Source organism: Sulfitobacter noctilucae (genome assembly GCF_000622365.1).
GTDB classification, from domain to species: Bacteria; Pseudomonadota; Alphaproteobacteria; order Rhodobacterales; family Rhodobacteraceae; genus Sulfitobacter; species Sulfitobacter noctilucae.
The window spans coordinates 1,670,499-1,696,535 of the sequence record NZ_JASC01000014.1; the positions used below are offsets into that span (position 1 = coordinate 1,670,499).

The 26,037-nt window shown below is 58.7% G+C and carries 32 protein-coding genes; 16 read left to right on the forward strand and 16 right to left on the reverse strand.

All coding sequences use genetic code 11. The features are described from left to right. Positions 1-3 precede the first annotated feature (3 nt). The 6 genes from Z945_RS0118225 to Z945_RS0118250 form a co-directional block, all read right to left on the reverse strand. Positions 4-714, reverse strand: a complete 711-nt coding sequence (locus tag Z945_RS0118225; protein WP_025053528.1) for an alpha/beta fold hydrolase — start codon at positions 712-714, stop codon at positions 4-6. Positions 715-764: 50 nt separating this feature from the next. Continuing rightward, positions 765-1,442, reverse strand: coding sequence for a hypothetical protein (locus tag Z945_RS0118230; protein WP_025053529.1), 678 nt, complete (start codon positions 1,440-1,442; stop codon positions 765-767). Further along, complete coding sequence (locus Z945_RS0118235; RefSeq protein WP_025053530.1) at positions 1,442-1,870, reverse strand: VOC family protein; 429 nt, start codon at positions 1,868-1,870, stop codon at positions 1,442-1,444. Before Z945_RS0118235 ends, Z945_RS0118230 begins: the two co-directional genes overlap by 1 nt. 17 nt (positions 1,871-1,887) lie before the next feature. Continuing rightward, complete coding sequence (locus Z945_RS0118240) at positions 1,888-2,640, reverse strand: alpha/beta hydrolase (protein ID WP_025053531.1); 753 nt, start codon at positions 2,638-2,640, stop codon at positions 1,888-1,890. A gap of 115 nt (positions 2,641-2,755) precedes the next feature. Then, complete coding sequence (locus Z945_RS0118245) at positions 2,756-3,085, reverse strand: hypothetical protein (RefSeq protein ID WP_241434529.1); 330 nt, start codon at positions 3,083-3,085, stop codon at positions 2,756-2,758. Positions 3,086-3,107: 22 nt separating this feature from the next. Beyond that, a complete protein-coding gene (locus Z945_RS0118250; RefSeq protein ID WP_025053533.1) occupies positions 3,108-4,373 on the reverse strand; it encodes an MFS transporter in 1,266 nt (421 codons plus the stop codon). Positions 4,374-4,472: 99 nt separating this feature from the next. Between Z945_RS0118250 and Z945_RS0118255 the strand changes: the two genes are divergently transcribed. From Z945_RS0118255 to Z945_RS0118280, 6 genes are all read left to right on the forward strand, one after another. Then, positions 4,473-5,663 (forward strand): MFS transporter, encoded by a 1,191-nt coding sequence (locus Z945_RS0118255; RefSeq protein ID WP_025053534.1) that lies wholly within the window; start codon positions 4,473-4,475, stop codon positions 5,661-5,663. Between the two features lie 107 nt (positions 5,664-5,770). Next, complete coding sequence (gene thrS / locus Z945_RS0118260; protein WP_025053535.1) at positions 5,771-7,717, forward strand: threonine--tRNA ligase; 1,947 nt, start codon at positions 5,771-5,773, stop codon at positions 7,715-7,717. Positions 7,718-7,954: 237 nt separating this feature from the next. Further along, complete coding sequence (locus Z945_RS0118265; RefSeq protein WP_025053536.1) at positions 7,955-8,257, forward strand: BufA1 family periplasmic bufferin-type metallophore; 303 nt, start codon at positions 7,955-7,957, stop codon at positions 8,255-8,257. Positions 8,258-8,326: 69 nt separating this feature from the next. Then, complete coding sequence (gene bufB / locus Z945_RS0118270; RefSeq protein ID WP_025053537.1) at positions 8,327-9,175, forward strand: MNIO family bufferin maturase; 849 nt, start codon at positions 8,327-8,329, stop codon at positions 9,173-9,175. Then, positions 9,172-9,930, forward strand: a complete 759-nt coding sequence (locus Z945_RS0118275) for an HvfC/BufC N-terminal domain-containing protein (protein ID WP_025053538.1) — start codon at positions 9,172-9,174, stop codon at positions 9,928-9,930. Before bufB ends, Z945_RS0118275 begins: the two co-directional genes overlap by 4 nt. Continuing rightward, positions 9,927-10,475 (forward strand): DoxX family protein, encoded by a 549-nt coding sequence (locus Z945_RS0118280; protein WP_025053539.1) that lies wholly within the window; start codon positions 9,927-9,929, stop codon positions 10,473-10,475. Before Z945_RS0118275 ends, Z945_RS0118280 begins: the two co-directional genes overlap by 4 nt. 6 nt (positions 10,476-10,481) lie before the next feature. Here the strand turns inward: Z945_RS0118280 and Z945_RS0118285 are convergent, their stop codons facing one another. Next, positions 10,482-10,802 carry an ArsC/Spx/MgsR family protein gene (locus Z945_RS0118285; RefSeq protein WP_025053540.1) on the reverse strand — a complete coding sequence of 107 codons (321 nt, stop codon included), beginning with the start codon at positions 10,800-10,802 and terminating at the stop codon, positions 10,482-10,484. A gap of 159 nt (positions 10,803-10,961) precedes the next feature. Between Z945_RS0118285 and Z945_RS0118290 the strand changes: the two genes are divergently transcribed. Then, entirely contained in the window at positions 10,962-11,168 is a 207-nt protein-coding gene (locus tag Z945_RS0118290) for a cold-shock protein (RefSeq protein WP_025053541.1), read from the forward strand. Positions 11,169-11,218: 50 nt separating this feature from the next. On the opposite strand, the gene Z945_RS0118295 is transcribed toward Z945_RS0118290, so the two are convergent. From Z945_RS0118295 to thyX, 4 genes are all read right to left on the reverse strand, one after another. Further along, positions 11,219-11,518, reverse strand: a complete 300-nt coding sequence (locus Z945_RS0118295; RefSeq protein WP_037971158.1) for a hypothetical protein — start codon at positions 11,516-11,518, stop codon at positions 11,219-11,221. Positions 11,519-11,600: 82 nt separating this feature from the next. Continuing rightward, positions 11,601-12,788: a cytochrome P450 gene (locus tag Z945_RS0118300; protein ID WP_025053543.1), complete on the reverse strand. Its 1,188-nt coding sequence runs from the start codon at positions 12,786-12,788 to the stop codon at positions 11,601-11,603. Between the two features lie 193 nt (positions 12,789-12,981). Next, entirely contained in the window at positions 12,982-13,683 is a 702-nt protein-coding gene (locus Z945_RS21045) for a HEPN domain-containing protein (RefSeq protein ID WP_161634102.1), read from the reverse strand. Beyond that, on the reverse strand, positions 13,653-14,558 hold the full coding sequence (thyX, locus tag Z945_RS0118305; protein WP_025053544.1) for an FAD-dependent thymidylate synthase: 906 nt from the start codon (positions 14,556-14,558) through the stop codon (positions 13,653-13,655). Before thyX ends, Z945_RS21045 begins: the two co-directional genes overlap by 31 nt. Positions 14,559-14,751: 193 nt before the next feature. On the opposite strand from thyX, the gene Z945_RS0118310 reads away from it, so the two are divergent. The 6 genes from Z945_RS0118310 to Z945_RS0118335 all read left to right on the forward strand — a co-directional run bounded on the left by Z945_RS0118310 (position 14,752) and on the right by Z945_RS0118335 (position 19,871). Then, entirely contained in the window at positions 14,752-15,786 is a 1,035-nt protein-coding gene (locus Z945_RS0118310; RefSeq protein WP_025053545.1) for a hypothetical protein, read from the forward strand. Further along, positions 15,786-17,168 (forward strand): surface lipoprotein assembly modifier, encoded by a 1,383-nt coding sequence (locus Z945_RS0118315; protein WP_025053546.1) that lies wholly within the window; start codon positions 15,786-15,788, stop codon positions 17,166-17,168. Before Z945_RS0118310 ends, Z945_RS0118315 begins: the two co-directional genes overlap by 1 nt. A gap of 84 nt (positions 17,169-17,252) precedes the next feature. Next, the gene (locus tag Z945_RS0118320) at positions 17,253-17,687 is read left to right on the forward strand and encodes a VOC family protein (RefSeq protein ID WP_025053547.1); all 435 of its coding nucleotides are present in this window, start codon (positions 17,253-17,255) and stop codon (positions 17,685-17,687) included. A gap of 44 nt (positions 17,688-17,731) precedes the next feature. Further along, entirely contained in the window at positions 17,732-18,430 is a 699-nt protein-coding gene (locus Z945_RS0118325) for a DUF1194 domain-containing protein (RefSeq protein ID WP_025053548.1), read from the forward strand. Further along, a complete protein-coding gene (locus Z945_RS0118330) occupies positions 18,427-19,131 on the forward strand; it encodes a DUF1194 domain-containing protein (protein WP_025053549.1) in 705 nt (234 codons plus the stop codon). Before Z945_RS0118325 ends, Z945_RS0118330 begins: the two co-directional genes overlap by 4 nt. Then, positions 19,128-19,871: a DUF1194 domain-containing protein gene (locus tag Z945_RS0118335; RefSeq protein WP_025053550.1), complete on the forward strand. Its 744-nt coding sequence runs from the start codon at positions 19,128-19,130 to the stop codon at positions 19,869-19,871. Before Z945_RS0118330 ends, Z945_RS0118335 begins: the two co-directional genes overlap by 4 nt. Before the next feature lie 24 nt (positions 19,872-19,895). On the opposite strand, the gene Z945_RS0118340 is transcribed toward Z945_RS0118335, so the two are convergent. The 3 genes from Z945_RS0118340 to Z945_RS0118350 all read right to left on the reverse strand — a co-directional run bounded on the left by Z945_RS0118340 (position 19,896) and on the right by Z945_RS0118350 (position 21,140). After that, on the reverse strand, positions 19,896-20,396 hold the full coding sequence (locus Z945_RS0118340) for a MarR family winged helix-turn-helix transcriptional regulator (protein WP_025053551.1): 501 nt from the start codon (positions 20,394-20,396) through the stop codon (positions 19,896-19,898). Positions 20,397-20,482: 86 nt separating this feature from the next. Next, positions 20,483-20,707 carry a succinate dehydrogenase assembly factor 2 gene (locus tag Z945_RS0118345; protein WP_338152108.1) on the reverse strand — a complete coding sequence of 75 codons (225 nt, stop codon included), beginning with the start codon at positions 20,705-20,707 and terminating at the stop codon, positions 20,483-20,485. A gap of 34 nt (positions 20,708-20,741) precedes the next feature. Beyond that, positions 20,742-21,140, reverse strand: a complete 399-nt coding sequence (locus Z945_RS0118350) for a helix-turn-helix domain-containing protein (protein ID WP_025053553.1) — start codon at positions 21,138-21,140, stop codon at positions 20,742-20,744. Between the two features lie 95 nt (positions 21,141-21,235). On the opposite strand from Z945_RS0118350, the gene Z945_RS0118355 reads away from it, so the two are divergent. After that, complete coding sequence (locus tag Z945_RS0118355; RefSeq protein WP_025053554.1) at positions 21,236-22,438, forward strand: pyridoxal phosphate-dependent aminotransferase; 1,203 nt, start codon at positions 21,236-21,238, stop codon at positions 22,436-22,438. Between the two features lie 14 nt (positions 22,439-22,452). Further along, on the forward strand, positions 22,453-22,854 hold the full coding sequence (locus Z945_RS0118360) for a hypothetical protein (RefSeq protein ID WP_025053555.1): 402 nt from the start codon (positions 22,453-22,455) through the stop codon (positions 22,852-22,854). Positions 22,855-22,912: 58 nt separating this feature from the next. Here the strand turns inward: Z945_RS0118360 and Z945_RS0118365 are convergent, their stop codons facing one another. Beyond that, on the reverse strand, positions 22,913-24,298 hold the full coding sequence (locus Z945_RS0118365) for an MATE family efflux transporter (protein WP_025053556.1): 1,386 nt from the start codon (positions 24,296-24,298) through the stop codon (positions 22,913-22,915). A 131-nt stretch (positions 24,299-24,429) separates the two neighbouring features. On the opposite strand from Z945_RS0118365, the gene Z945_RS0118370 reads away from it, so the two are divergent. Beyond that, the gene (locus Z945_RS0118370; RefSeq protein WP_025053557.1) at positions 24,430-25,305 is read left to right on the forward strand and encodes an alpha/beta fold hydrolase; all 876 of its coding nucleotides are present in this window, start codon (positions 24,430-24,432) and stop codon (positions 25,303-25,305) included. A 15-nt stretch (positions 25,306-25,320) separates the two neighbouring features. Here Z945_RS0118370 and Z945_RS0118375 read toward each other — a convergent pair whose 3' ends face one another. Further along, a complete protein-coding gene (locus Z945_RS0118375; RefSeq protein WP_025053558.1) occupies positions 25,321-26,031 on the reverse strand; it encodes a dimethylsulfonioproprionate lyase family protein in 711 nt (236 codons plus the stop codon). Between the last annotated feature and the right edge of the window lie 6 nt (positions 26,032-26,037).

The window sequence follows — 26,037 nt, forward strand, 5'->3', positions numbered from 1 at the left end:
ACCCTACTGCAACACCAACGGCTGCTTCATCCAGTTTCGCAACGCCGCCGTCGTCTCGGCCGGTTGTTCCAGTGTCGGCAAATGACCTGCGTGTTCCAGCACCACGAGTTCGGCATAAGGGATAAGCTCTGCCATGAACGTATGGCGCTTGACCGGGCATAGCTGATCATGCTCACCGCACAGGACCAGCGCGGGCGTGCGGCATTTGCGCAAAATCGCCTGTTGGTCGCGGCGGCGCTGTAAAGCACGGGACTGGCGGATGAAGACCTCGGGGCCAAGTGTCTCGGCCATGTCCATGACCAATTCCATCACCGCGCCCCGATGCGGTCCGGGGGCAAGGTAGTCGGGCTTCATCTCATCGCGGACCACCTCAAGCAGCCTGCCTGAGCGGACCTTGACGATCTGCGGCTCACGGTTGGCGGCAATCACCGGCGTTTCGGCCAGTGGGTTGGTGTCCATCAGGGCGATACGGGTGATCCTGTCAGGCGCACGGCGCAGCAACTCCATCGCGACAATGCCGCCCATGCTCAGCCCCGCCAGCGCAAAGCGTTTAGGCAGCAGATCAAGCAACCCCGATGCGATTTCCTCGATCCGCTCGCCTTGGGTGACCGGCGCGACCATCACAGCCATATCTGCGGAAAGCTCCGCGATTTGCGGGCCAAACACCCGCGCGTCGCACATCATGCCCGGCAACAGAACCAAAGGTTCGGCCATCAAAGCACACCCTTATGAAATCGCATCAAGATTTTCCCGCATCTAGGGTTTCAGGACCCGTCGCCGCCCGAGGTTGCGGCAGCATACGCCACGGAAACCGGCGGTCTCAACCCCCTAAGCGGCGGGAAGTCAGCATATCTGGCCTGTCGCGCGGCGCGGGGTTCATCCGGGCTTTCACCACGCCGCAAAAGCATCCCGCGCGGGGCCACATAACTCGAGATTGTCCGCCAGGGTTCGGGCCGCCAGACCAGATTGAAGGCCGCGAGTTTTGGAAAGAACCACATTTCGGAATAGGGCAGATGATCATGCACCCACCAGGCCAGATCACGCCAGTCGCGGCCCTGCCCGTATTGGTCGGCAAACCATGGCACGACAACCGAGGCCCCGGCGATGGCCTGATCCCCTCCACCCCTGTCCCAGATGTGACATTCCAGCGGATGATCGTTGTGTGCGCAGTTCAGTTTATTCTCATTCCCGTACCGGTTCAGCGCCGGCGAGCGGTAGCCGGAGCGTACAGCAATCCGGCCAAAGGTTTCCTCCAGCGGGTCCATCAGCGCTGCGCAAAAGGCGCGCCCATTCTCTAACGCCAAATCGGGGTTCTCCGGCAGATTGGGCACTCCGTGAAAACCGGTAATCTCTGAATACATAAAGTCGCGCATAAAGAAATGCTGCGAGAGCCGCTGCCTGCCGAATGTCTCAAGGCTCCACGTACTGGCAGGTTTGCGCATCAGCCAAAGCCGTTCCAGCGAAACGCGCCATCTTCGGCCAAGGCCGCAAAGGGGTTATGTGCCACCTCCCAAATGTGACCTTCGGGATCGGCGAAATATCCATGATGCCCGCCCCAAAACACATCCGTCGCGGGCTTTAGGATTTTGCCCCCCGCCGCCTGCGCGAGCTCCAAGACTGCACCAACATCGACCTTGTCGCGCACGTTATATCCAAGCGTCGCGGCACCCCGGCCCAGTGTTTCGATCGCGACACCGATGTCCTCTGCCAGTTTGTCGAGCGGATACAAACCCAACGTCTGTCCGATCAAATCGTAGGCAACGACCCCATCCTGCGTGTCGACCCGTTGCCAGCCAAGGGCATCGTAAAAAGCTGCCTGTGCCGTTGCATCGCGGACGCCAAGGGTAATCAGAGAAATACGTTGATCCATTAGGTTCCTAATACCTCTCAATCACTTATCGCCAAAACTTCATCCAGCGCATCAACAATCAGCCCCAAACATGGACCGTCCGAGAACCGGTGATCGGCATCTTTCACCAGCTTCAACTGCATGTCCGGCCCGGTGGCATGGTCCAGCAACTGTACGGCCGTGGCGACACTTACGGCGGTATCTGCTGTGCCTTGCAAGAACCGCACTGGAAAAGGCAGATCCAGTGGCGTGCGCAGAACGAGCTGGTTACGCCCGTCTTCGATCATGCGCTGGGTCACGATATAGGGTTCCATATAATCGGAGGGCAAAGCGACCTGCCCTTCGTCCTTCAGCTCGCGCTTCTGGTCGCCTGTAAACCCGGCCCACCAGCCGTCTTCGGTGAAATCCGGTGCGGCAGCGATTGTGACCAGCCCTGCGATAATGTCGGGCTGTGCGCGGGCCAACAAAAGCGCCTGCCAGCCGCCCATGGAAGAGCCGACAGGCACAATCGGTCCGCTGGTCAGGGATGCGACCGCAGCCGCGGTATCCTCGGCCCAGTCACCGATGCAGCCTTGCTCGAACGTACCAGATGATTGCCCATGGCCAGAGTAGTCAAACCGCAGAAAGGCACGGCCTTCCTTGCGCGCCCAATCTTCTAGAAAAAGCGCTTTGGTGCCTTCCATGTCGGATTTTAGCCCGCCCAGGAAAACCACGCAGGGCCCGCGTCCTTCGGTCAGATGATAGGCCAGCGTGCGGCCCTGTGGTGTTTCGATGGTTTGTGAGTCAGACATGATCGCTCCGGCATTTCGGGCAATCATGCGCGTCTGTGCCTTGCGACACAACTCGGGATTTTGCGAAAGTATCCGCTTAGGGCAGTTCTGATGTCTGTACTAGAACCGTGAATGCTCAGCCACCGACGTAAACGCTTGTTTTTGGACGGTAGAAAATTTTCTGGTCATGCAGCCGGCCCAGCAGTTCCTCACCGCTGCGCTGGTCTTCCTCGATCACGCGGATCGATTCCATGTCGGCGGGGTTGCCATCGCTCAACGCGCGGCGCATCCGGCATAGCTCACGACCCCGCGCCCGCAGCGCTTCTTCGATCAGATCAACATCATTAACGGAGAGATTGAACGTGCGGTTATAGCTCGACATGGTGGTCCCCTTGATGGAATCGCCCTTGGCAGGCGTTGCATGTGTCGTATTTAGCGGCTTACCCGTCGCAGTCAACGTATACATGAGCATACCCGATGCGGAGCGGTTAGAAACCGCTTTCCACCTCTGGCAGGCCATAGGCCACCACAGCCGCTGCAATGGCCATCACCGCAAAGACCACAAGCGTCGCCTGAGCCCCGACCAACGCGGCACCACCGCCGATGATGCCGGCCACCAGCAAGAGCGTGCCGATGACGGTGTTGCTGACAGCCGCATAGGCGGCGCGTTGGTCTTCGGGGGCAAGATCCACCAAATACGTCGAGCGTGCTTGCCGCACCCCGTGATAGGCGATCATGAGAACAAAGAGCACTGAGGGCATGGCCCAAACCTCTGCCGCCAGTCCCGCAGCCCAGAGCGCCACAGCGGTCACCATTGCAATCGCGCCCAGGATGCCTGTCAGCATCAGGACCGTCTTGCTCGATTGATCCGAGAACCGCCCCCAGATGTAAGAGCTGAGGAATGACGCCACCGCTGAGGCCAGCACCAGAGCGCCCAATTGGTCCAATGTGCCACTGTCGCCCTGTCCCAAAACGACCAGATAGGGCGGTGCCAGCGCGGTCGAGACGAGCAAGCCGCGCACGATGATGAAACGGCGCAGCGCGGGTGCATCCTTGAGCAAGGCAAAGCCCACGCCAGGGGCGTCGCTCTCTTTGCTCGGCTTTTCTTCGATGCGCGAGAACAAGAGCGCCGCGAGGCCCCATAGGGCTGCCGCCAGTGCGATGGCCGCAATGATCACACCACGGCTTTGCGCCAAGCCCGAGATCAACAAAAGCGCAAAAACCACCACGCCGATGGCTGAAGCCGACCCGGCCAACCCAGTGACAGCGCCCCTTTGGGACTTTGGCACCGTCTTGCCCAAAATATCCTTGTAGGACACCGAACAGGCCGCGCGGCAAAGCGCCAGCAGTCCGAGCGCACCACAGATCGCCAGCCCCGCTGCCGCCCCCTGTAGCGTCAGCGCCGCCAGTACAATCAGCGCGGCTGCTGCTCCCTGCCCGGCGCTGCCCAGCACCCAGACCCATTTGCGAACGGACCGCGCACGAACCACCGATGCCAGTGGCATCTGTGGCAACAACGCGCCGGCCTCGCGGATGGGAACCAAGGCACCGGCATAGACCGCGGGCGCACCAAGCACCGTCAACAGCCAAGCCAGCACCAGTTTCGGGTCAATCAAACCATCGGCGACTTTCGTCATCGACAAGGACACAATGTGACGCAATCCGTTGCGCGATTGCGCGGCACCAGGCAGCTCATCCGCGCCGGAAATCGTCTCAAAGGCCTGTTGGGCGGCGGTGGGATCAGGGGTGCTCATAGCGGATGGCCTTTCGTTACGTAAGGAAACCGGAGATAGTTCAGCTTGCGCCGCCCGCCAGTCTGTTGCCCAGGTCTTTCCCTCTGCTAAACCTGTTTAATGAAGCCCACCCAGCCATATTCCTTTCTGATCCCCGTCCTCTCCGCCTGCAATTTTGTCATTGGCATGGGCGCGTTCGTGATCATCGGGCTGTTGGAGCCTCTGGGCGCGGATCTGGGACGGTCGCCTGCGCAGGCGGGCCAGTTGATGACGATCTACGCAGTCGCCTATGCGATCCTGTCGCCGCTATTGGTGGCGATGACCGGTCGTACCGGACGCAGGCGTGTGATGGCTGCGGCCTTCGTGCTCTTTACCCTTGCCGCTGCCCTCGCCGCCGTCGCCCCCGGTTTTGGACTACTGGCACTCAGCCGGATCATCGCCGCCGCTGGTGCGGGGCTATTTACTCCGATTGCTGCCGCCGTTGCCGCAGCACTTTACCCGCCGGAACAACGCGCCCGTGTGCTGGCCGCGGTATTTTTTGGCCTGACAATCGCGCAGGTGGCAGGCGTGCCAGCGGGTAGCTACATTGCGTATTCGCTGGGCTGGCGCTGGGCCTTTGCCGTGGTTGTCGCATTTGGGTTTCCCTGCATTTGGCTGATCTGGACGCGGGTACCTGCGGGCCTGACCTTTCAACCTGTTCAGCTGAGCGATCTGGGCCGCACCCTGCGCGATGGCCGTAGCATGTTGGCCGTGACCTTTACTGGTACCTTTCTAGGATCCATGTATGTGCTCTATACCTATATGGCGCCGCTGCTGAGCCAAAGCATGGGATTTGGCCGCGACGGGATCACATTCACCCTGATCATGTTCGGGTTGGGCGCGGTCGGCGGCAATATCATGGGCGGATACCTCGCCGACCGCTTTGGCTGGCGGCGCACGCTGACAGGATTGTGCCTGAGCCAGATCATCCTGATGCCGATGTATTCGCTCTTGCCCGTTAGCGAACCGCTCTTGGCGGTCCTATCGGTGGTCTGGGCAGTCTGCGGCTGGTCGTTTATGGCAGGCCAGCAAATGCGGCTGATCACCTTTGCTGGTCCGAATGCGCCGGTGGTGCTGGCCCTGAATGCCGCAGCGATCTATGTGGGTGCGGCGGTTGGCTCTGCTTTTGGCGGGCTGGTGCTGGCGCAGTTCGGGCTGAACGCGCTCGGCCTTTTCGCGGGTCTGACTGCGGTGCTGGCGCTGGCTCACCTCACACTCTCGGCCTGGTTCACACCCGTGCCATTCGAGGACAAAATGCCAACAGCCCGCTGAATGCCTGGGCCCCACCCTTGACGCGCCGCAAAAGCCCCGCCAAAAGCGACACACATAACCCGCAACCGGGCGTCTCGTGGGCGCCAAACTGACGAGGAGGCCCTTTGATGGCTCAAATCTCTCTCACCCTTCCCGATGGCAATGCACGATCCTACGACGCAGGTATCACTGCGGGCGAAGTGGCTGCCGATATCTCCAAATCACTTGGCAAAAAGGCGATCAGCGCCACCGTGAACGGTGCGCACTACGATCTGGCCTGGCCGATTGAAGCGGATTCAGACATCGCGATCCACACCATGGCCGACGAAGAGCAAGCAAATGAGCTGGTGCGCCACGATCTAGCCCACATCATGGCCCGCGCCGTGCAGGAAATCTGGCCCGACACCAAGGTCACCATCGGCCCGGTGATCAAGGACGGCTGGTACTACGACTTTGACCGGGCAGAGCCGTTCACCCCCGAAGACCTCGGTCTTATCGAAAAGAAGATGAAAGAGATCATCAACAAGCGCGATCCCGTCCGCACCGAAGTCTGGGACCGTGCACGCGCGATCAAGCATTACGAGGACAATGGCGAGCCTTACAAGGTTGAGCTGATCGACGCCATTCCAGGCGACGAGCCGCTGCGGATGTACTGGCATGGCGACTGGCAGGACCTGTGCCGGGGTCCGCACCTGCAGCATACCGGGCAAGTGCCCGGCGATGCCTTCAAGCTGATGTCCATCGCTGGCGCCTATTGGCGTGGCGATTCCGACCGCGCCATGCTGCAACGCATCTACGGCGTGGCATTCACCGGCAAGGAAAAGCTCAAAGCGCATCTGAATATGCTGGAGGAAGCCGCCAAACGCGACCACCGCAAGCTGGGCCGCGAAATGGACCTGTTCCACATGCAGGAAGAAGCACCCGGCCAGATTTTCTGGCACGCCAACGGCTGGATGATCTACACCCAACTGCAAGACTATATGCGCCGCAAACAGCGCGCAGGCGGCTATGTCGAAGTGAACACACCGCAGGTCGTGGACCGCAAGCTGTGGGAGGCCTCCGGCCATTGGGAAAAATACCAGGAACATATGTTCATCGTCGAAGTCGACGAAGATCACGCCCGCGAGAAGGCCGTGAACGCGCTCAAGCCGATGAACTGTCCTTGTCACGTTCAGATCTTCAACCAGGGTCTAAAGTCCTATCGCGACCTACCCCTGCGCATGGCCGAGTTCGGCTCGTGCAACCGCTATGAACCCTCCGGTGCCTTGCATGGCATCATGCGCGTGCGCGGGTTCACCCAGGACGATGGTCACATTTTCTGTCGCGAAGACCAGATCGAGGAAGAGACCCTCATCTACATCGAATTCCTCTCAAGCATCTACAAAGACCTCGGGTTCGAAAATTTCAAAGTGAAGTTCTCCGATCGCCCCGACACCCGCGCCGGGTCCGATGAGGTTTGGGACAAAGCCGAAGAGGCTCTCCTGTCCGCCACCCGTAAAGCCGGGATCGAGCCTGAATTGAATCCCGGTGAAGGCGCATTCTATGGCCCGAAGCTGGAATTCGTGCTGACCGACGCCATCGGTCGCGATTGGCAGTGCGGCACCCATCAGGTGGACTTTGTCCTGCCAGAACGGCTCGACGCCAGCTACATCGGTGCGGACGGCGCGAAACATCGCCCTGTCATGCTGCACCGCGCGACCCTCGGATCGTTCGAGCGGTTTATCGGGATCCTGATCGAAGAACACGCGGGCAAACTACCTTTCTGGCTCGCTCCACGTCAGGTTGTTGTCGCCTCCATCACCTCAGAGGCCGACGACTATGTGATGGAAGTGGTAAATACTTTGAAAGCCGCAGGCGTGCGTGCCGAAGCGGACATGCGCAACGAAAAGATCAACTATAAGGTGCGCGAGCATTCGGTCGGCAAAGTGCCCGTCATTCTGGCTGTCGGTGCGCGCGAGGTTGAGGAAAAGACAGTTTCAGTGCGCCGTTTAGGCCAGAAACAAACCAGCGTGGAAGCCTTGGCAGAGGTTACCGCCTCGCTCGGTACAGAAGCCACACCGCCAGATCTACGCTGACCGAATGACAATCGCGAATTGAGTGTAACAATTGGCGAGGAACGACAGGCGCGGCGGGGACATCCCTGCTGCGCCTGAAATATTTCAGGCCCATTGCTTCAGAAATTGGCGGCAGATATGCTGTTCCAACCCGATTTTCTGACAGGATCGTGACACACCGGCTCGTGAATGGCGCTCAATTGCCGGAAATGGTCTAAATGTCGCACCAACATACAAAACATACTTAGGAGGACCCCAATGTCTCATGCTATGAAATCAGTTGCCATCGCCGGTGCCGTCGCAGCGGCCCTGTCCGCACAGACCACAACCGCAGAAGCTGCAGCCAAAGAGAAATGCTATGGCGTGTCTCTGGCTGGCGAAAATGATTGCGCAGCGGGTCCGGGCACCACATGTGCAGGCACATCTGTGACCGACTATCAAGGCAACGCCTGGACATTGGTTGATGCCGGCACCTGCGAAGAGATCGATCTGCCGCAGATGGCGGATGGCACCGACCGCAGAGGCTCCCTTGAACCACAGGACCGCGACTTGCCTGCCTAAACCAGAAATGTCGGGTGCGTGCCTTCGCATGCGCCCGGCCCACGTCCCGAATGGAACAGGAAGCGCTTCATGCTCGATACGCCGCCGCGCCTTGACCGCCTGCCAAATACCCCCGGTGTTGGCTACAAGCCTCAGCATTTCAACGATCTAATGGCCGACCCCGGTTCCGTTGAGTGGATTGAGGTCCATGCAGAGAACTATATGGGTGACGGGGGGCGGCCCTTGGCACAGCTAGCGGCGCTTTCTGAACGCTTCGCCATATCCGTTCACGGCGTCGGCCTTTCCATCGGCGGTGAAACCCCGCTGGACCTGGACCACCTTGCCCGCCTGAAACGCCTTTGTGATTGGATCAAACCCGCCAGCTTTTCTGAACACCTCGCATGGTCCACACATGGGGCCGAGTTCATGAACGATCTGCTGCCCCTTCCCTATACCGAGGCAACGCTGGACCGCGTCTGCGATCATATCAATCAGGTGCAGGATGTGCTGGGCCGTCAAATGATCCTGGAAAACCCATCGAGTTATCTTGTATTTGCAGAAAGCACCTTGTCAGAAACCGACTTTTTAGACGAGGTTACCCACCGAACCAACTGCGGCCTCTTGCTGGATGTAAACAATGTATTCGTTTCATCCACAAATCTGAGTGTCAGCCCTCAGACCTATCTCGACTCTTATCCTATGCACCGCGTCGGCGAATTTCACGTGGGCGGCCACGATGAGGATACTGACGACCACGGCGCGCCCCTGCTCATCGACAGCCACGCAGCGCCGGTGACGGATCCGGTATGGACCCTGCTTGATATGGCCCTAGCCAAGACCGGTCCGATGCCAGTTTTGGTGGAATGGGATACCGATGTGCCGGATTGGTCTGTGTTAAAGGCCGAAGCTGCCCACGCTGCGTTGGCGCTGACAAAGTGACCGACCAAGCGAGTTTTCGGCAAGGATTGCTGGATCCGGCCCAACCCGCACCCGAAAACCTGCTGGATGGTGCCGCAGCGCCTGCGGGCAAGCGCTATGACGTCTATCGCAACAACGTGACACATTCGCTGATAGAGGCGATGAAAGCGGCGTTCCCGCTCATTCACAAACTAATCGGTGCGCAGAATTTCAGCACGGTCGCCACCGAATATGTCCGCACACACCCGCCGCGCTCTCCAGTGATGATGTTCTACGGCACTGAGTTTCCTGGATTTCTGCCCAACTTCCCACCACTCGCCCATATTGGCTATCTCGCCGATGCCGCCCGGCTTGATCTGGCCTTGCGACAATCCTATCACGCCGCCGACACAGCCGCGTTCGATCCGGCACCGTTGCAAACACTCAGCCCTGACGCCCTCATGGACGCAAGGGTTTCCCTTGCACCTGCGACCCGGCTCATCGCGTCAAACTGGCCGCTTTATGATATCTGGGCCTTCAACAATCTGACCAATGCGCAAAAACCGCAAAGTTTGGCCCAGGACGTTATGATCACACGGCCCGGCTTTGACCCTGCGCCGCATGCCCTGCCCCCAGGGGCCTTCCAGTGGCTCACGGCATTGGCCGATGGCAGCTCTTTTGGACAAGCCCATGACTTCGCATTGAATAAAAACCCTAACTTTGATCTCGCGGTCGGCCTGTCCCTCGCCCTGAGCACACATGCATTTGCCAAAATCGACCACAAGGAATTGAAATGAAAACACTTTCAGCCCGCTACCGCACCATAGGCGCAGCCCTTAATCGCACCGACTGGGTATTGCCCACACTCGCACGTTTTCTGTTTGCTGCGGTCCTGCTCATCTATTTCCTGAATTCGGGTCTGACAAAATTAGGGGAAGGGTTTGCCGGCCTCTGGACGCCCTCGGTTGGGGCCTACGCCCAGATTTTCCCGCGCGCGCTGGAAGCCGCCGGATATGACACCGATGCATTGTCGATCTTCCATCGGCTGGTTGTGGTAGCCGGCACATGGGCGGAATTTCTGCTGCCTGCAATGATTGTGTTGGGGATAATGACGCGGCTGGCCGCCCTGGGCATGATCGGTTTCGTGGTCGTGCAGTCTGTAACAGATCTCGTGGGGCATGGAGCGACCGACGCACTGGGAGAATGGTTCGACCGGTTCCCGGATGCGGCCATTCTTGATCAGCGCGCACTTTGGATCTTTCTCTTGATCACCCTGATCATCAAAGGCGCAGGCCCCATATCGTTTGATCGGGCCTTGGCACCGTCGAAACCCACGCCGTAAGTTGCCCTAAAGCAACGCGCGAATATCGCGCTCTATATCAATGTTCCAGCTTAGGAAAAGAGAGTTGTCCACATCAATTAAAGGGCGCTTCATCAGACTCGGATGACGCTTGAGCAAGGTCAACTGCGGCGTGTCGCGCTCGGCTTCGTCCAGGCCACGCCATGTGGTTGAACGTGTGTTCACCAAGGCCGACCCAAACGCATCCGAGGCCGCTTGTAACACCTCATCCGGCACACCGTCACTGCGCACATCACGGAAAGTGGCGTCCGGAAATGCCTTGATAGCCTTACGGCATGTGTCGCAGTTTTTCAGCCCGTAAATGATCAATTTCGCCTCCGTTTGTGGGGATACAGAAGTTTTTAGAACCCCATTCCTTGATTTTTACGCGTTTTGCCCGATGTTTTGAATATGAGCCGCAGGATCGCACCTACCCACCCCGGGTGTGCGCAAATCGGCATCTTACAAGGCAAGGGAGGCAAGATTTTCATGCCAACAGGTACGGTAAAATGGTTCAACACAACCAAGGGATACGGGTTTATCGCGCCAGAAGGCGGCGGCAATGACGTCTTCGTCCATATCTCTGCTGTCGAACGCTCGGGCCTCACAGGGCTGGCCGACGACCAGAAGGTTGAGTTCGAGCTTTCCGAAGGACGGGACGGACGTCAAATGGCCACGGACCTGACGCTCATTTAAGGTGCAGCCCAGCAGATCATCTGCTGGGTAATTCAGTGCACCATCTGCGTTCAGTAGTTTGAACAGCCTTTTGTGCCAGGCAGACACGTTGGGCGCGCCGAACGCACGACGCGGCGCACCTTGTGGACCTTCTTCTTGGCGACGGGGTGCGCCATCATCTGGTTATAGCTCATGTGCTGGTTCGGCTGACCACAGCAAATGACGCCCGAGATGGTGATCGGCTGAAGGCCGGCCGGGCAATAGTTAGCTGCGTGATATGGATAAATCTTGGCTTCTGCCGCGACCTGTGTCGGCAACATGCTGGCCATCATCAGGCCAAGACCTGTCAGTGCTCCGGTTATCAGACGCATAAAATCCCTCGTTTCTTTTCGTTTTTACCGCATTTTTGTTGCCATGACATTGCCGTGAGCGCCCTGTCAAGTCCAGCCCTTTTTAAGCCCCAAGGGCCGCTGGCAACTGCTGGTAGCCATGAAAGCGGATGCGACCACCAGATATGCGATCCGTGGACAGCTCATAGCTCGGGTAGCGATGCAGGAACCGCGCGATGGCGATACGCCCTTCCATGCGCGCAAGGGTCAACCCAACGCAGACATGCGGACCACCGGCAAAGGCCAGATGGCGGTTAGGCTGCCGCCGCACATCGAAAACCGAAGGATCGTCAAACACGTCCGGGTCGCGGTTGGCCGCACCAATGCAAAGGTGCAAATTGGTATGGGGCGGAATAGAATACCCGCAGATGGTGACGGTGGCCGTCGTCTCGCGGTTCCCGAACTGGTTGGGGGAACGCAGGCGCAAGACTTCTTCAACAGCGGTATCAATCAGGCTCACGTCATCAAGCAATCGCTGCTTTTGCGCCGGATGGTCGTACAACAGGGCAAGACCGTTCCCGATCAGGTTGGTCGTGGTCTCATGCCCCGCATTCAGGATAAAAATGCAATTCTGGATCAGCTCGATTTCGGTCAGCTGGCCGCTTTTATCTCCGGCGATAAGGCGGGTCAGGACGTCGGTATCCGGGTCCCCCGGCGCAGCGCGGCGGCGGGCGATAAGGTCTTGTAAATAAGCCTTGAACTCCGATACGGCGCTCTGCCCCTTGGCCAGTTGCGCCTCTGTTAGCGTAGGCTCCAGCGCACCGAGAATGGCAAGGGACCAGTCGCGCAGGGGATGACGCTCTGACATCGGGATATCCAGCAGATTGCCAATGATCTGGATCGGAATGATGGAGGCGAAATCCTCGATCAGATCGGGGCTTTGCGGCATTTCATCAAGCAGCGTATCAACGGTGTCGATCAACCCCGGCTCCATCCGCGCCAGCGCTTTCGGCGTCAGCGCCCCCGTCATGATCCGCCGCACGCGGGTGTGCAGCGGCGGGTCGTTGAAGACGAGGCTCGTCGTGTGATGCTCAAACAGCGGCGTGCCGGGGCCGAACTTCGGCGCGAAGGCTTGTTTTTTATCGGAGATATAGAGGGTCGTGTCGCGGTAGATGGCGTTCAGATCGGCGTGTTTCGTGATGAGAAACGATCCGTCAGGCTGGGGCGTGACGGGGCTGTTTTGCAGCAGGTCGTCATAATGCGGGAAAGGGTTTTCGGTGAAACCTTCGGGGGGATTGGCGAGGTTGAACATGGGGGGAGTTTGGGTGTTTTACGGGGGGCGTCAACGGGAGATATGAATGGTTCGTTAATTGTCACACCTTGTGCACAGGGCGTATACCGCGCGTGCATACGCGGGTTTTTCGCGGCGGTGCGGCGTAGGGTGGGTTTTTAACCCACGCGTTTGATGTGATCGAGATCAGGGACGCGTGGGGACACGCCCCACCCTACGCTTGATGGTGGAGCAATGGTATTCTATTCCACGGACTCCGGTTTTCGGTCATTATCGAAGAAATGTGATATCTAAGGAAATTGTCGGTATCTATCGTAAATTGATCAATCATGTCGACATAACCGGACAGACAATCGCGACGGACATATTCTGCGTCCGCCCCACGGTGAGCAATCTCACCTCGAAGCGTCACAAAGGAGTTCAGACTCTCACGAGGATTCGACCAAGCGGCTTCGAGGTCCGCTTCTGCAACACCCAACCAGTCATGAAGTAGCGATGAAATTTGGCCAAATTTTGGGGTGTTAAGCCGGTTACAGTGCGCTGTCACAGTTTCTAAGTACACATCCTTCCAGCCAGAACCACAAAGCTTTAAAACACCAAAGTTATGCGTGTCGGCCTTCGAAGCCTTCACCAATTGACCTTTGACACGGTCAGGAAGAGCGTCAGGAACATCGGCAGTGTCTACTAAGAAATTTGCGCACTCAATTGTGACGTCTTCAATATATAGCTCCCAGGCACTGCAAAGGCTCAAGACACCACTTCTGGTAATATGTCCTAGGTGTCTGCGACCTCTCCCCGGAGGACTAAGCTCCTCGTGGGTTTGCAATAGCTTCGTCACGTCTGGAAGGAGCTTTCTCTTAAAGTTCTGTCTAGAATTTGAGGGCACTACCCAATTACCCCCATAAACTCCCGCCATTCCCCCTTGCTCATTCCAGAGGTCTCCTGCGTCACCTCTTCCCCCGCGATCATGCGGCGCACGCAGTCCAGCGCCTTGCCGGACATCGTGGCACCGCCCAGACGGTAGTCCTCGAAAGCGCTGTAGGCCGCGGGCACCCAGTCGGCGACAACTTTGCAGATCGCGTCGGCGTAAACCCTTATTTCATACTGTGCGTGTTTATCTGCCCGCAGGCGCAGGAAATGAAACAGGTTATGGAGGTCCACTTTCCAGTACCATTGGGTATAGATGTTCGCGGGCAGGTTCATGCGGGCGAGTTCGCGGGCGAGGCCGTCTTGTCCCTCGTCTGAGATCATCTGTTCGTAGTGATCATAGGCGCGGTTTGAATCGGTCTTGAGGATTTCGAGCACGCGGGCGGCTTCCTCGCCCTCCAGCAGGCCGCCCCTGCCCTGATTGTTCACCACGCTCTGCGCGTTCAGGTGATCGGGCGCGGGGATGTAGAATTCACGGTCCAGGATCGAATAGCGGGCGGAGTATTCGTTGACGTTGGCGGTGCGGTGCCGGATCCACTGGCGGGCGACAAAGACGGGCAGTTTGACGTGCAGTTTGATCTCGCACATCTCGAACGGCGTCGAATGCCAGTGGCGCATGAGATAGCGGATCAGCCCTTCGTCGTTCTGCACCGATTTGGTGCCCTTGCCGTAAGACACGCGGGCGGCCTGACAGATGGCAGAATCGTCGCCCATATAGTCGATGACGCGGATGAACCCGTGGTCGAGCACGTCATAGGCTTTGTACAGATGCGCCTCCATCCCCGGCACGGTGGCGCGCAGGGTCTGGTGTGACTGGCTGCGCTGTTCGTCGATTTCGGCTTGCTGTTCAGGGCTAAGAGGCATTGGCGCGGTCCTTCGGGCGACGTGGATTCGCCTGCCACTATATCTGGCGGGATGCCGCGCAGGAACAGCGATATGGGGTATTGTTTTTTGACCACCCGTGCCCGTGTATTTGTGCGAAACATCAGGCGGGCCGTTGACAAAGGGGCATTGATGTTGGGATTGTCGCACAAACTCAGGCGATAGGCAGGCGAAGATGAAATTCAATGTGGCAGGGCTGATGCTGTGCACCTTTTTGGTCGGGTGCGGCGGAACCGCGCCTTTTGGCGAGGATGCAACAGGCGATGACGTCGCCGATCCCGAGATCATCGAAAGCAACCGCGAGGTGCCGCCCGGCACGACGCAACCGGAAGCCGGTGCCACCATTTTCCGCAAAGAGCCGCTGTCGGAAGAGGGCAACGGATTTGCCGAAAGCGTGTCCTACAACGCCGACGATGATACCTTTTTCGTCGACAACCTGCCGTTCGATGGCAGCGATGACACTCCCTACATCCGTGGTCGGGCTGTTGGCAGCCTTGGTCCCTATGCAGTTTATGAGGCCGTCGATCAGTATCCCGATACGGACACCGGTGCCAGAATTAACCAGTTCACCCACCGCGCTATCTACGGCGTGAGCCGCTCCGGCCAGACCGAATTCGCGATTGTCCGTTCCGGTGCCTATGTGAACTACGGTTTCGGCGGCTTTGTCTATGAGCGCAACGGTTCTGTGAACCTGCCCACGACCGGTCAGGCGCTGTATAACGGGAAAGGCGCGGGCCTGCGTGATTATACCGGCCGCGGCGGGCTGGAGTATTCGACATCCGACGTACAGATCGCCGTGGATTTCGGGGATTTCAACGAGCAAACCGGCCAGTACGAGGGCGCGGTAGACGGATTTGTCTTTAACCGCCGGATCTTCGACACTACCGGGACCGAGATCACCCAAGACATTCTTTCGCGGATCAACGCGGGCAACAATTCGTCGCTTCAGGCGGTGCCGAACATCGTGTTCCGCATCGGTCCGAATGCGCTGGACCCCAATGGCGAGATCGTCGGCACGCTTGGATCGCGTTTTGCCAACAATTCCGATCAAGCGGTGACGTTCGAGGAAGGCAATTATTACGGCATCATCTCGGGCGACAATGCCGAAGAGATCGTTGGCATAATTGTTGCGGAATCGACCGTTGACCCCTCCGCTGACGGGGTGCGAGACACCATCGGGTTTACGATCTACCGCGAAGCCAATCAGTAATGCCCGTCAGGCTGGTGCGATGTATCGCTGCAGCCGCGCTGGGTGCTCTGATCGGCACTGCGGCCGTGCCGCAGACGGTCGAACTAACCCCGGATGAGCTGCGACAGGCCGCTGTCGCGTCCTTGCGCGGCGGCGATGCGGCAACCGCGCGGCGTTATGCTGCCGGATTGATCGCGAGGGACCCTTCAGATCTGAATGCACAGTTGATCTTTGCACGCGCGGCGCGTGACATGGGGGATACTGTCCCTGCCCGCGGGGCGGCGCGATCGGCTTGGCGATTGTCCGAAACCGATGAAGAACGCTATGCAGCCGCGTTGATCACCGCACAGATCCTGTCGACCGAAGGCAAACGCACCCGTGCGCAGCTCTGGATCAGGCGGGCCGTGCAGAACGCTCCCAACGACATGCTACGCGCGCGGGCCGGACAGGATTTTTCCTATGTGAAGCAGCGCAATCCGTGGAAAACCGACCTCAGCCTGACACTTGCACCGAATTCCAACATCAACAACGGCTCTGCGCGGGACAGCTCGCGGCTGAACTACGCGATTTCGGAGTTGTTATTCGGGGAACCGATCGAGTTTGATCTGGGCACCGAGGCACAGGCCATCGCAGGCGTAGAATTTGGCGGGTCGGTGCGCACGCGGTACCGTTTTTACCAAACACCGACTACGGCCCATGACGCGAAACTCGGGCTAAGCTATCGCAGTTTTGTCATCACCGACGATCTAGGCGATGTGGACGTCAGCGGGTCGGATTTCGCCTATGGCACGGTGTCACTGGGCTATGGGTTCCGGACCTTCAACATGGACAAAAAGGGCGAATTGGCTCTGGATGCCGAGGCCGGTCAAAGCTGGTACGGCGGGGCGCGTTACGCAAGCTACGCGAGGCTACAGGCCCAACAGACGCTGGCCACGGATGTGCGCCAACAACTGCGCTTCGGGGCTGAACTGGAACGGCAATGGGGCCAGGCCACACCGGACCGCGACACGGTTGGTCTGTCGGCCAGCATCACGCATGGTTTTGCCTCGGGCAACAGCGGGTTTGCGGGGCTTTACCTGAGCGCAGCACAATCGGATGATGCGACCGTAGAATATGGCGAGGTGCTGGTACGCACCGGCCTCGCGCTGGCAAAGCCGGTGATGGGGGCAGCCTTGCAGGTCGGTCTTGGGATCAGTTTTCGGGACTATGAGTTCAGCCGCGATGACCCAACGGGGCGTCAGGACAAGCGCATCTTTGCGGATGTCACGGCGACCTTCAAGGACATCGACTATTACGGGTTCAACCCCACGCTCACCCTTTCTGCCTCCGCCACCGACAGCAACGTCGGTCTTTATGATGTGAACCGGCTTGGCCTGAGCATCGGGATCAAATCTGCGTTCTGAACCGGTCAAGCTGCCGCGAACGGCTGGCATCCCGGTCCAGCCATGCTAGGTTCGATGCCAAGCGAACATCAAAGGAGAGCCCCAATGCCAATCAAATACCTGCACACGATGGTGCGTGTTAAAGACCTCGACGCGTCAATCGCCTTTTACAAATTGCTCGGGCTGGTGGAGCGCCGCCGGATGGAACACGAGGAAGGGCGTTTCACACTGGTTTTCCTCTGCCCCCCCGGCATGGACGATGGGCATGCGGATGTGGAGCTCACCTACAACTGGGATGGCGATGATGAACTGCCCAGCGACAGCCGGCATTTCGGACACCTAGCCTATACCGTTGAAAACATTTACGAAACCTGCCAATTCCTGATGGACAACGGTGTGACAATCAACCGTCCCCCACGAGAGGGGCGCATGGCATTCGTGCGCAGCCCTGACAATATCTCGGTCGAGTTGTTGCAGGAAGGCGATGCGCTTGAGCCCGCCGAGCCATGGAAGAGCATGGAAAACGTAGGCCACTGGTAAGTCGGGGCATTGGTAAACCCGCCCGCGCGGGTTCGGAGTGTGATGTGATCAAAACCGCCGCAGCGCTGGCCCTGTTCTGCGCCCCGCCCGCAGAGGCAGCGGACTGCCGGCTGGCGTTGTTGCTTGGTTTGGATATTTCAAGCTCGGTTGATCCCTCCGAAGATGCGCTGCAACGCGGCGGTTTGCGGGCGGCCTTGCTGTCACCCACGGTCCAAGAGGCATTCTTTGCGATTGATATGCCTGTCGCCCTGGCCGCCTTTGAATGGTCGGGGCGCTACAACCAGGAAGTAATTCTGGATTGGACGATGGTGCGCAACCCTGACCAATTGCTTGGGGCCGCGGACCAAATAGGGCTGAGCAAGCGCAGCCATGCGCATTTTCCCACGGCAATTGGAAATGCACTGGAGTTCGGGGCGCAGATGATGGCGCGGGGGCCGGATTGTCTGGCCCGCACCATCGATATGGCAGGTGATGGTGAAAACAACGAGGGGCCGGGGCCGCGCGAGATCTATGCCTACGGAACATTCAACGGCATCACCGTCAATGCGCTGGTGATTACAAATGCAGCCGATTTTCAGACACCACACAGTTTGACCCAATTTTTCGCAGACGAGGTGGTTCATGGGCCGGGGGCCTTTATGGTCACGGCAAATGGGTTTCAGGATTTTGAACGCGCCATGCGGCTTAAGCTGGAACGGGAGTTGCAGGTCGCTGTGATGAGCGCTTTGGTGCCGGCGCAATGATCCGCGCGGTCCTCTTCGCGTTGCTTATCGCCGCCCCCGGTATCGCAAGCGCAAACTGCCGTTTAGCGCTATTGCTGGCGGTGGATGTATCCAGCTCTGTCGACGCGACCGAAGACCAGTTGCAGCGGAGTGGTATCGTGGCGGCGCTGACCGCACCCAATGTGATAGCTGCTTTTCTCGCCGCGGACCAACCTGTGGCGCTGGCAGCCTACGAATGGTCAGGCCGCTATCAACAGGATGTGCTGCTGGACTGGATGTTGATCAACAGCAAAGCCGCCCTGATTACCGCCGCAGAGACCATTGCGGCGACCAAGCGGCAGCATGCAGACTACCCCACCGCCATCGGTTATGCCTTGGGGTATGGCAAGCGGATGCTGGAACGTGGGCCGCGCTGTGACCGTCAAACCATCGACATGGCAGGCGACGGTCAGAACAATGACGGTTTTGGACCGCGTGACGCCTATGCCGCCTACCCGTTTCACGGCATCACGGTGAACGGGTTGGCCATCAACGCCGCCGACTTTGAAGGTGAGTTGGGGTTGATCGCCTTTTATCGCGCTGAAGTCTTGCATGGCCCGGGGGCCTTTTTGGAAGTCGCCAACGGTTTTGAAGATTTCGAGCGGGCGATGCGACGCAAGCTGGAGCGGGAGGTCGCGCCGCCCGTGATGGGCAGTACCCCTGCGATGGAACCGAAAGGATGATCCGCGCGTGGATCATGGCTGCCGTGTTGATGGCATGCGCGGGGACCGCAACCGCCAACTGCCGACAGGCGCTGGTGCTGGCGCTGGATGTGTCGGGGTCAGTGGATGCGCGGGAATACCACTTGCAGATGGGGGGCGTAGCGGCGGCACTTGATAGCGCAGAGGTACGCAACAGGCTGATGGCGATGCCCGCCGCGCCGGTGCGTCTGGCGATATTCGAGTGGTCCGGGGCCGCGGATCAGGCCATCATCGTACCCTGGACAGAAATTGATAGTGAGGTCACGCTGGACGGTGTCATCGCGAAGCTGCGCAGCACAGAGCGGCGCGAAGCGACACCGGCTACGGCATTGGGCGTCGCCGTTAAGGAGGGGCACCGGCTTCTGAACCAGCAGCCCGACTGCTTGAAAAAGACCCTCGATATTTCGGGGGATGGCAAGTCCAACCTTGGACCACGTCCCCGCGATATCCGTATGCAGATCGACGATGGCAACATCACGGTCAACGCATTGGTCATTGGCGTGGATGATCCACAGATGGGCGATATCAGGCAGGCCGAGATTGCCGAGCTTTCCTCATACTTTCGCGCTGACGTGATTATGGGGCCGGATGCCTTTGTTCAAACGGCCATCGGGTTTCCGGACTACGCCCGCGCCATGAAAGAAAAGCTGATCCGTGAGTTGGAGGGTCTGGTTTTTTCGGAACTGAAGGCTGAAGCACTCATCGCGTCACCGCTTCGCTAAAAGCTTCTCCGACAGAATAGGCTATCAATAGATATAGCGGATCTGATCGGTCCAGTACCGCTCCATCCGCTTGAGCGACGCCGTGATTTCGGCGATACCGTCCTGACCCAAAACACCCTTGTCGCGCAGACCTTCAGCATGACGGCCAAACAGGTCAGAGACAACATCGCGGATGTTGCGCCCTTTTTCAGTCAGCCGCACCCGCACCGACCGGCGGTCAATCTCGCAGCGTTGGTGGTGCATGAACCCCATCTCGACCAGCTTTTTCAGGTTATAGCTCACATTGCTGCCCTGATAGTAACCGCGGCTTTTCAGTTCGCCCGCCGTCACTTCATTATCCCCGATATTGAACAACAACAGCGCCTGCACGGCGTTGATCTCAAGCACGCCGACACGCTCGAATTCATCCTTGATCACGTCGAGCAGCAACCGGTGCAACCGCTCTACCAAAGACAGCGCCTCCAGGTAGCCGACCATGAAATCCTTGTTGCGCACACTTTGTAGAATAGGGTCTTGAATGCTCATAATCTGTCTCCGACTCAATCTGTTGAGGGGGAAACTGAAGAATAAAACAGAATATTTCGTTAAACCGTTCGGACAGACCCTAACGCCTAGCCCAGAGGCGAAAAATTGTCCCGGATGTCACCAATCATCGCGCCGTATTGAGCAGGTGCCGCGACCTGACCCGTAACCCATTGGTAGAGATCATGATCGTTTTCGTTCAACAACGCGTCATAGAGTTCAAGACCCGCATCATCCAGATTGGGCAACGGTCCCTCAGCATAAGCGGTCAGGATCAGGTCCATCTCCTTGATCCCCCGTCTGATAGAGCGCATGTGCAGGCGCTTTACGCGATGGGGACGTGTTTCTTCAGACATCATGAGTGGTTTCCATCAGTGTGCGCAGACGCTTTTCCAACCGGCCCATTGCTTCTGCATTGGCCGTCATCTGGCTGCGCAATTGCCGCATCTCGGTCAGCACGGCCTGCATGTCACCTGATGCAGGCTCAACCTGGTCAGGGTCGGAAAGCCCCTCCCCCTCGCCGTTGATCATCCACATCATCGAGACATTCAAAAGCCCGGCCAACATGGACAGGCGGTTCGCACGCGGCTCTGATCTGTCGTCTTCCCAAGACCGCAGTGTGGCAAGCCGCACTCCCAACCTTTTCGCCAGAACACCTTGTGTCATGCCTGCGGACTCGCGGGCCGCAGCAACGCGGTCTCCGAAGGTTGCGGCCTCCGGGCTGTACCAATCCGTTTGTGTCTCCATCGTGATCTCCAATTTTTCTCGGGATCAAGCCGCTTGATCGCCGTCAATGCGGCCCCTATGAGTGTGCGCGTACACATAACCGCCAGAGGCCCAGAATGGAACTGCTCTCGAAAACTCTTGCTCGCGTCAAACCGTCCCCGACCATCGCTGTGACGACAAAAGCGGCGGAACTGAAGGCCGCAGGCCGTGATATCATAGGTCTGGGCGCCGGAGAACCGGATTTCGACACACCTCAGAACATCAAGGACGCGGCAATCGCTGCAATCAACGCTGGAAAGACCAAATATACCGCTGTCGACGGAATTCCAGAGCTGAAACAGGCGATTTGTGAGAAATTGAAGCGTGACAACGGGCTGGATTATACCCCCGGACAGGTCAGCGTCGGCACGGGCGGCAAGCAGATCTTGTATAACGCGCTGATGGCCACGCTGAACGAAGGCGACGAAGTGGTGATCCCCGCGCCCTATTGGGTCAGCTATCCCGATATGGTGCTGCTGGCGGGCGGCACACCTGTCATCGCCGAAGCCTCGCTTCAAACCGGGTTCAAACTGACAGCGGATCAGCTGGAAGCCGCGATTACAGACAAGACCAAATGGCTGATTTTCAACTCTCCGTCCAACCCCACCGGTGCGGGATACACTTGGGACGAGCTGAAAGAGCTGACAGATGTGCTGATGCGGCACCCGCATGTTTGGGTGATGTCGGATGATATGTATGAACATCTGGTCTATGACGATTTCGAATTCTGCACCCCCGCCCAAGTTGAGCCGCGTCTTTATGACCGGACCCTGACGGTAAATGGTGTGTCCAAGGCTTATGCGATGACCGGCTGGCGTATCGGCTATGCGGCAGGTCCGACAGAAGTCATAGGTGCGATGCGCAAGGTGCAATCTCAATCTACCTCGAACCCTTGTTCCGTCAGCCAATGGGCGGCAGTCGAAGCGTTGAACGGCACCCAGGATTACATCGCGCCCAACAATGCAATGTTCGCCCGCCGCCGCGATATGGTCGTCGACATGCTGAATGCCGCGGAGGGCATCAAATGCCCCACGCCAGACGGCGCATTTTATGTCTACCCATCCATCGCGGGCTGCATCGGCAAGACATCGGCTGCGGGAACGAAGATCGACAACGACGAAATCTTCGCCACTGCTTTGCTGGAAGAGACCGGCGTCGCTGTGGTCTTCGGGGCAGCTTTCGGGCTATCGCCCAACTTTAGGGTCAGCTACGCTACTTCGGATGAAGCGTTGAAGGAAGCTTGCACAAGAATACAGACCTTTTGTGCGGGCCTGTCCTAGAAGAGATATAACCGATGTCGGCCGAACTGCCTGAATACTATTTCCGCGTGCGCGAAAACGGTGCCGCCGTGTTTCGTGTCGACACCGAAAACCGCCAAAGGCGGATCGAGATGGATCAGATCGCCGTTGTGAACATCCGCAACGGCGAAATCAAACCACAGGGCGATCGTACCCTGTCGGATGAAGATCGTGCGACCATTCAAACCTGGATGGAGGAGCGGTTGCAGGTGCTGGCACACCGTGACATCGACGACATCTATCGCGCCGTGGATTACATGAACCTGACGACACAATGGGTCCAATCCAAGGCGACGCCAGAGCAGCTGGAGGCCGTGACCGACCAATTGCTGCTGGCGATGCATGATTTGCGCAGCACACTGGTGCGCAAGAAGGCAGACCGGATGCTGAAAGGCTGATTAGAGGCGCGGCCAAGGCGCGATACGGTCATGAGCGCCCTGTGCCAGTATCGCAAGCTTACAAAGGCAAAGTCGTCCTTGCCGGTCGAACGGCCCCAACGGCGGGCAGAACGAACGCCCAGAACCGGGTATTGAGTAGCACTGCCGCGATACCCAGGCCGATTACCAGACCGGCCCAAACGCCAATCCCTTCCCATCCCCAGACAAATCCCAGTAGATAAGAACAAGGCACGCCGACCACCCAATAGCTGAAGGCGGCCATCCACATCGGGATGGCGGTATCCTGCACACCGCGCAGCAACCCCAGGGCGACAGCCTGGGTGCCATCCACAAGTTGGAACAAGGCTGCCATAACCAGCAATCCCACGCCGATCTCCATGATCTCCGCACGGGCGGGTTCATTCTCTTGCATGAATGCCGATATCAACGGCTGCGGAAAGCTCACAAATATCAGGATTGTCACAAGGGCAAAGCCAATCGACATGAGGGTCACTGTACCCGCGCCCCGCGCCATATGGGCACTGTCATGCCGCCCAAAGGCATTGCCCGCACGGATCGTCGCCACATTGCTGAGACCAAGGTGCACCATAAACGTGATGGAGGCCAGTTGTACCGCGATGCCATGCGCGGCGAGCGGGATTGTGCCAAGCCAGCCCATCATCATGGCCGAGGCAGCAAACAGCCCGACCTCACTGAGGGACGTCAGACTGATCGGCCAGCCCAGTCGGAAGACCCGCGCCAGCATCTGGCCATCCGCGCGCCAGAACCGCACAAAAAGCTGGTGCTGCGGTACGACAACGAGGATGTATACTGTCACGCCGATCAGCGAGACAGTATGCGTAAAAACCGAGGCCAGTGCCGCCCCCGCAACCCCCATCTCGGCCGCGCCCCAATTTCCAAAGATAAAGGCGTAGTTGGCCATGGCATTGGCAACAGCGGCCACCAGTGTGATCCAAAGCACGACCTGAGTACGTTCAAGTGCCGCCAAGTAGGATTTCAGCACCATGACCAGCAAGGCCGGAAAAATGCCCCATCCCGCGATGGTAAGATAACGGGCCGCTTCAGCCGCCAGCGCATCACCCTGCCCCAAGGTCCGCAAGATCGGTTCGGCAAAGATCAGGAACGGCAACGCCACGAGCGCAAAACCAATCGACAGCCACAGCCCCATACGCGTGGCCCGGCGAATGGCCACTTCGTCCTCTTCGGCCACGAATGTGGCCACCATCGGCATAATCGCCCAGGCAAAGCCCGACCCGAATATGAACAACACGAAGAAATAGGTGCTGGCCAGTGTCACAGCCGCCAGCGCTTCGACCGAATACCAGCCCGCCATAACAGTGTCGGTGACGCCAATCGCCATCTGCCCCAGATGCCCGCCGATCAACGGCAGTCCGAGGGTGAGGATGGCGCGGGAATGGCCGGTAGGGCTCATATTGGTAGTCATGGAATTGCCTTACGCTTCCGGCGCGCAAAGGGGAAGATGGAACTGTAAAAATGAGTTTGAACGCGATCTCCACTGGACGCGCACGCAGTTTTGCGGATGGTGGTAGCGGGTATTTGTAAAAGGGTGAAACCATGGCCGCGCATAGAACCGAAACGATCGAGCTGGGTGGCAAACCTTTTTTCGTTCGGCATTGGGGTGACGAAAGCCTGCCCAAATTGTTGATGCTGCACGGCTTTCCCGAATACGGCGGCGTATGGGAGGACGTGGCGGTCCGCTTGTCGGACCGGTTTCACTGTATCGCGCCGGACCAGCGCGGCTATGGTCAAAGCTGGGCACCGTCGGAAGTGTCTGAATACACCGGGGCCAAACTGGTGGGCGATATGGCGGCCTTGATCGGTGAAGAACCGGTCTTTGTTCTGGGCCATGACTGGGGTGCGGCGGTGGCTTACGGTCTGGCAATGTTCCGACCCGAGCTGGTGTCGCGGCTGATCATCATGAACGGCGTGCACCCGGTACCATTCCAACGGGCGCTGGCGGCGGGCGGACCGCAAAGTGACGCCTCGCAATACATACATTACCTACGCGCTGAAGGCTCCGAAGACCGGTTGGCGGCGGAGGACTTCAGCCGCCTCATGGCGCTGTTCTCGGCCAAGATGAACCTTGATTGGCTGACGGGAGAGGTGCTGGAGGACTATAAACGCGCATGGGGTGCGCCGGGGCGTTTGCGCGGGATGGTCAACTGGTATCGCGCGTCACCCTTGGTGGTTGGCAAACCGGGAGAGCAGGTAACAGATTTGCCTGAATTGCCGGTGGACAAGCTTCAGGTGCGCTGCCCGCATCTGCTGATCTGGGGCACGGACGATACTGCGCTTCTGCCCGAGGCCACCGAAGGGCTTGACGAATTTGCCCCAGATCTGACGCGGGTTCATATCGCCGGGGCCGATCACTGGCTGCACCATCAAAAGCCGCAGGAGGTCGCGCAAGCCATTCTGGATTGGTTGCCTTAGAGGGCCGCGGCCCGATTATTTCCGACTGCGGGTAAAGACCATCTTTTGCCCGTGCAAATCCGCCTTGTCCCCGATCCATGCATAGGCCAGCAGCGCGGGTTCGCGTGCACCCACCGTTATGCGGTGAAGATGATCGGGCGGATTAAAGATCATCGAACCGGGCACATAGACGCCTTGGTGGTTCTCTGACACGGCACCCGACAGGCAAACATAGCTTTCGGTAATGCCCTGATGCGCATGTGCCGGATAGGTGCAACCGGGCGCAAACAGCACCACGCCAAGGATAATTTCCTCGCTGATGACCGGCCCGTAATTCCCTGCAATCTCGGCATAGGCATAGCTGTTTTGCAGCCCCTTCGGCACCTTTTCATAGCCGTATTGCCAGCTGAGCAGCGGCGCAATCGCATCCAATGCCCGCACCGCCGGGGCCAGCACACCGTGCCGTCCTTCATCCAGGGCGCGGCGCAAATGAGCCGTCACAGGTTTATGCGCGGCAGGTTGCAGGCGGACTTCGGCGTTCTGGCGCAACAGGCGGCTGATGGCTTCGCGCACCTTGCGCTGGTGGCCCGCAATCCGCGTACTGCCACCGGCCGGCAGATAGCGATAGAGTTCATCACATTCCTGCAGCATATAGCGCCAATTGGGCAGGTCGCGCAGGGTTTGTGCAGCTGCATCAGCAGAGGCGTGCAAGGGGCTGGGCGAATCGCTCATTTCAGAGGCTCTCATCGGGAC

Bases quoted from the DNA above. Each gene is read 5' to 3' on its own strand.
- Z945_RS0118225 (WP_025053528.1), bottom strand. From the start codon at position 714: ATGGCCGAACCTTTGGTTCTGTTGCCGGGCATGATGTGCGACGCGCGG.
- Z945_RS0118230 (WP_025053529.1), bottom strand. From the start codon at position 1,442: ATGCGCAAACCTGCCAGTACGTGGAGCCTTGAGACATTCGGCAGGCAG.
- Z945_RS0118235 (WP_025053530.1), bottom strand. From the start codon at position 1,870: ATGGATCAACGTATTTCTCTGATTACCCTTGGCGTCCGCGATGCAACG.
- Z945_RS0118240 (WP_025053531.1), bottom strand. From the start codon at position 2,640: ATGTCTGACTCACAAACCATCGAAACACCACAGGGCCGCACGCTGGCC.
- Z945_RS0118245 (WP_241434529.1), bottom strand. From the start codon at position 3,085: ATGTATACGTTGACTGCGACGGGTAAGCCGCTAAATACGACACATGCA.
- Z945_RS0118250 (WP_025053533.1), bottom strand. From the start codon at position 4,373: ATGAGCACCCCTGATCCCACCGCCGCCCAACAGGCCTTTGAGACGATT.
- Z945_RS0118255 (WP_025053534.1), top strand. From the start codon at position 4,473: ATGAAGCCCACCCAGCCATATTCCTTTCTGATCCCCGTCCTCTCCGCC.
- thrS (WP_025053535.1), top strand. From the start codon at position 5,771: ATGGCTCAAATCTCTCTCACCCTTCCCGATGGCAATGCACGATCCTAC.
- Z945_RS0118265 (WP_025053536.1), top strand. From the start codon at position 7,955: ATGTCTCATGCTATGAAATCAGTTGCCATCGCCGGTGCCGTCGCAGCG.
- bufB (WP_025053537.1), top strand. From the start codon at position 8,327: ATGCTCGATACGCCGCCGCGCCTTGACCGCCTGCCAAATACCCCCGGT.
- Z945_RS0118280 (WP_025053539.1), top strand. From the start codon at position 9,927: ATGAAAACACTTTCAGCCCGCTACCGCACCATAGGCGCAGCCCTTAAT.
- Z945_RS0118290 (WP_025053541.1), top strand. From the start codon at position 10,962: ATGCCAACAGGTACGGTAAAATGGTTCAACACAACCAAGGGATACGGG.
- Z945_RS0118295 (WP_037971158.1), bottom strand. From the start codon at position 11,518: ATGCGTCTGATAACCGGAGCACTGACAGGTCTTGGCCTGATGATGGCC.
- Z945_RS0118300 (WP_025053543.1), bottom strand. From the start codon at position 12,788: ATGTTCAACCTCGCCAATCCCCCCGAAGGTTTCACCGAAAACCCTTTC.
- Z945_RS21045 (WP_161634102.1), bottom strand. From the start codon at position 13,683: ATGGCGGGAGTTTATGGGGGTAATTGGGTAGTGCCCTCAAATTCTAGA.
- thyX (WP_025053544.1), bottom strand. From the start codon at position 14,558: ATGCCTCTTAGCCCTGAACAGCAAGCCGAAATCGACGAACAGCGCAGC.
- Z945_RS0118310 (WP_025053545.1), top strand. From the start codon at position 14,752: ATGAAATTCAATGTGGCAGGGCTGATGCTGTGCACCTTTTTGGTCGGG.
- Z945_RS0118315 (WP_025053546.1), top strand. From the start codon at position 15,786: ATGCCCGTCAGGCTGGTGCGATGTATCGCTGCAGCCGCGCTGGGTGCT.
- Z945_RS0118320 (WP_025053547.1), top strand. From the start codon at position 17,253: ATGCCAATCAAATACCTGCACACGATGGTGCGTGTTAAAGACCTCGAC.
- Z945_RS0118330 (WP_025053549.1), top strand. From the start codon at position 18,427: ATGATCCGCGCGGTCCTCTTCGCGTTGCTTATCGCCGCCCCCGGTATC.
- Z945_RS0118335 (WP_025053550.1), top strand. From the start codon at position 19,128: ATGATCCGCGCGTGGATCATGGCTGCCGTGTTGATGGCATGCGCGGGG.
- Z945_RS0118340 (WP_025053551.1), bottom strand. From the start codon at position 20,396: ATGAGCATTCAAGACCCTATTCTACAAAGTGTGCGCAACAAGGATTTC.
- Z945_RS0118345 (WP_338152108.1), bottom strand. From the start codon at position 20,707: ATGCGCTCTATCAGACGGGGGATCAAGGAGATGGACCTGATCCTGACC.
- Z945_RS0118350 (WP_025053553.1), bottom strand. From the start codon at position 21,140: ATGGAGACACAAACGGATTGGTACAGCCCGGAGGCCGCAACCTTCGGA.
- Z945_RS0118355 (WP_025053554.1), top strand. From the start codon at position 21,236: ATGGAACTGCTCTCGAAAACTCTTGCTCGCGTCAAACCGTCCCCGACC.
- Z945_RS0118360 (WP_025053555.1), top strand. From the start codon at position 22,453: ATGTCGGCCGAACTGCCTGAATACTATTTCCGCGTGCGCGAAAACGGT.
- Z945_RS0118365 (WP_025053556.1), bottom strand. From the start codon at position 24,298: ATGACTACCAATATGAGCCCTACCGGCCATTCCCGCGCCATCCTCACC.
- Z945_RS0118370 (WP_025053557.1), top strand. From the start codon at position 24,430: ATGGCCGCGCATAGAACCGAAACGATCGAGCTGGGTGGCAAACCTTTT.
- Z945_RS0118375 (WP_025053558.1), bottom strand. From the start codon at position 26,031: ATGAGAGCCTCTGAAATGAGCGATTCGCCCAGCCCCTTGCACGCCTCT.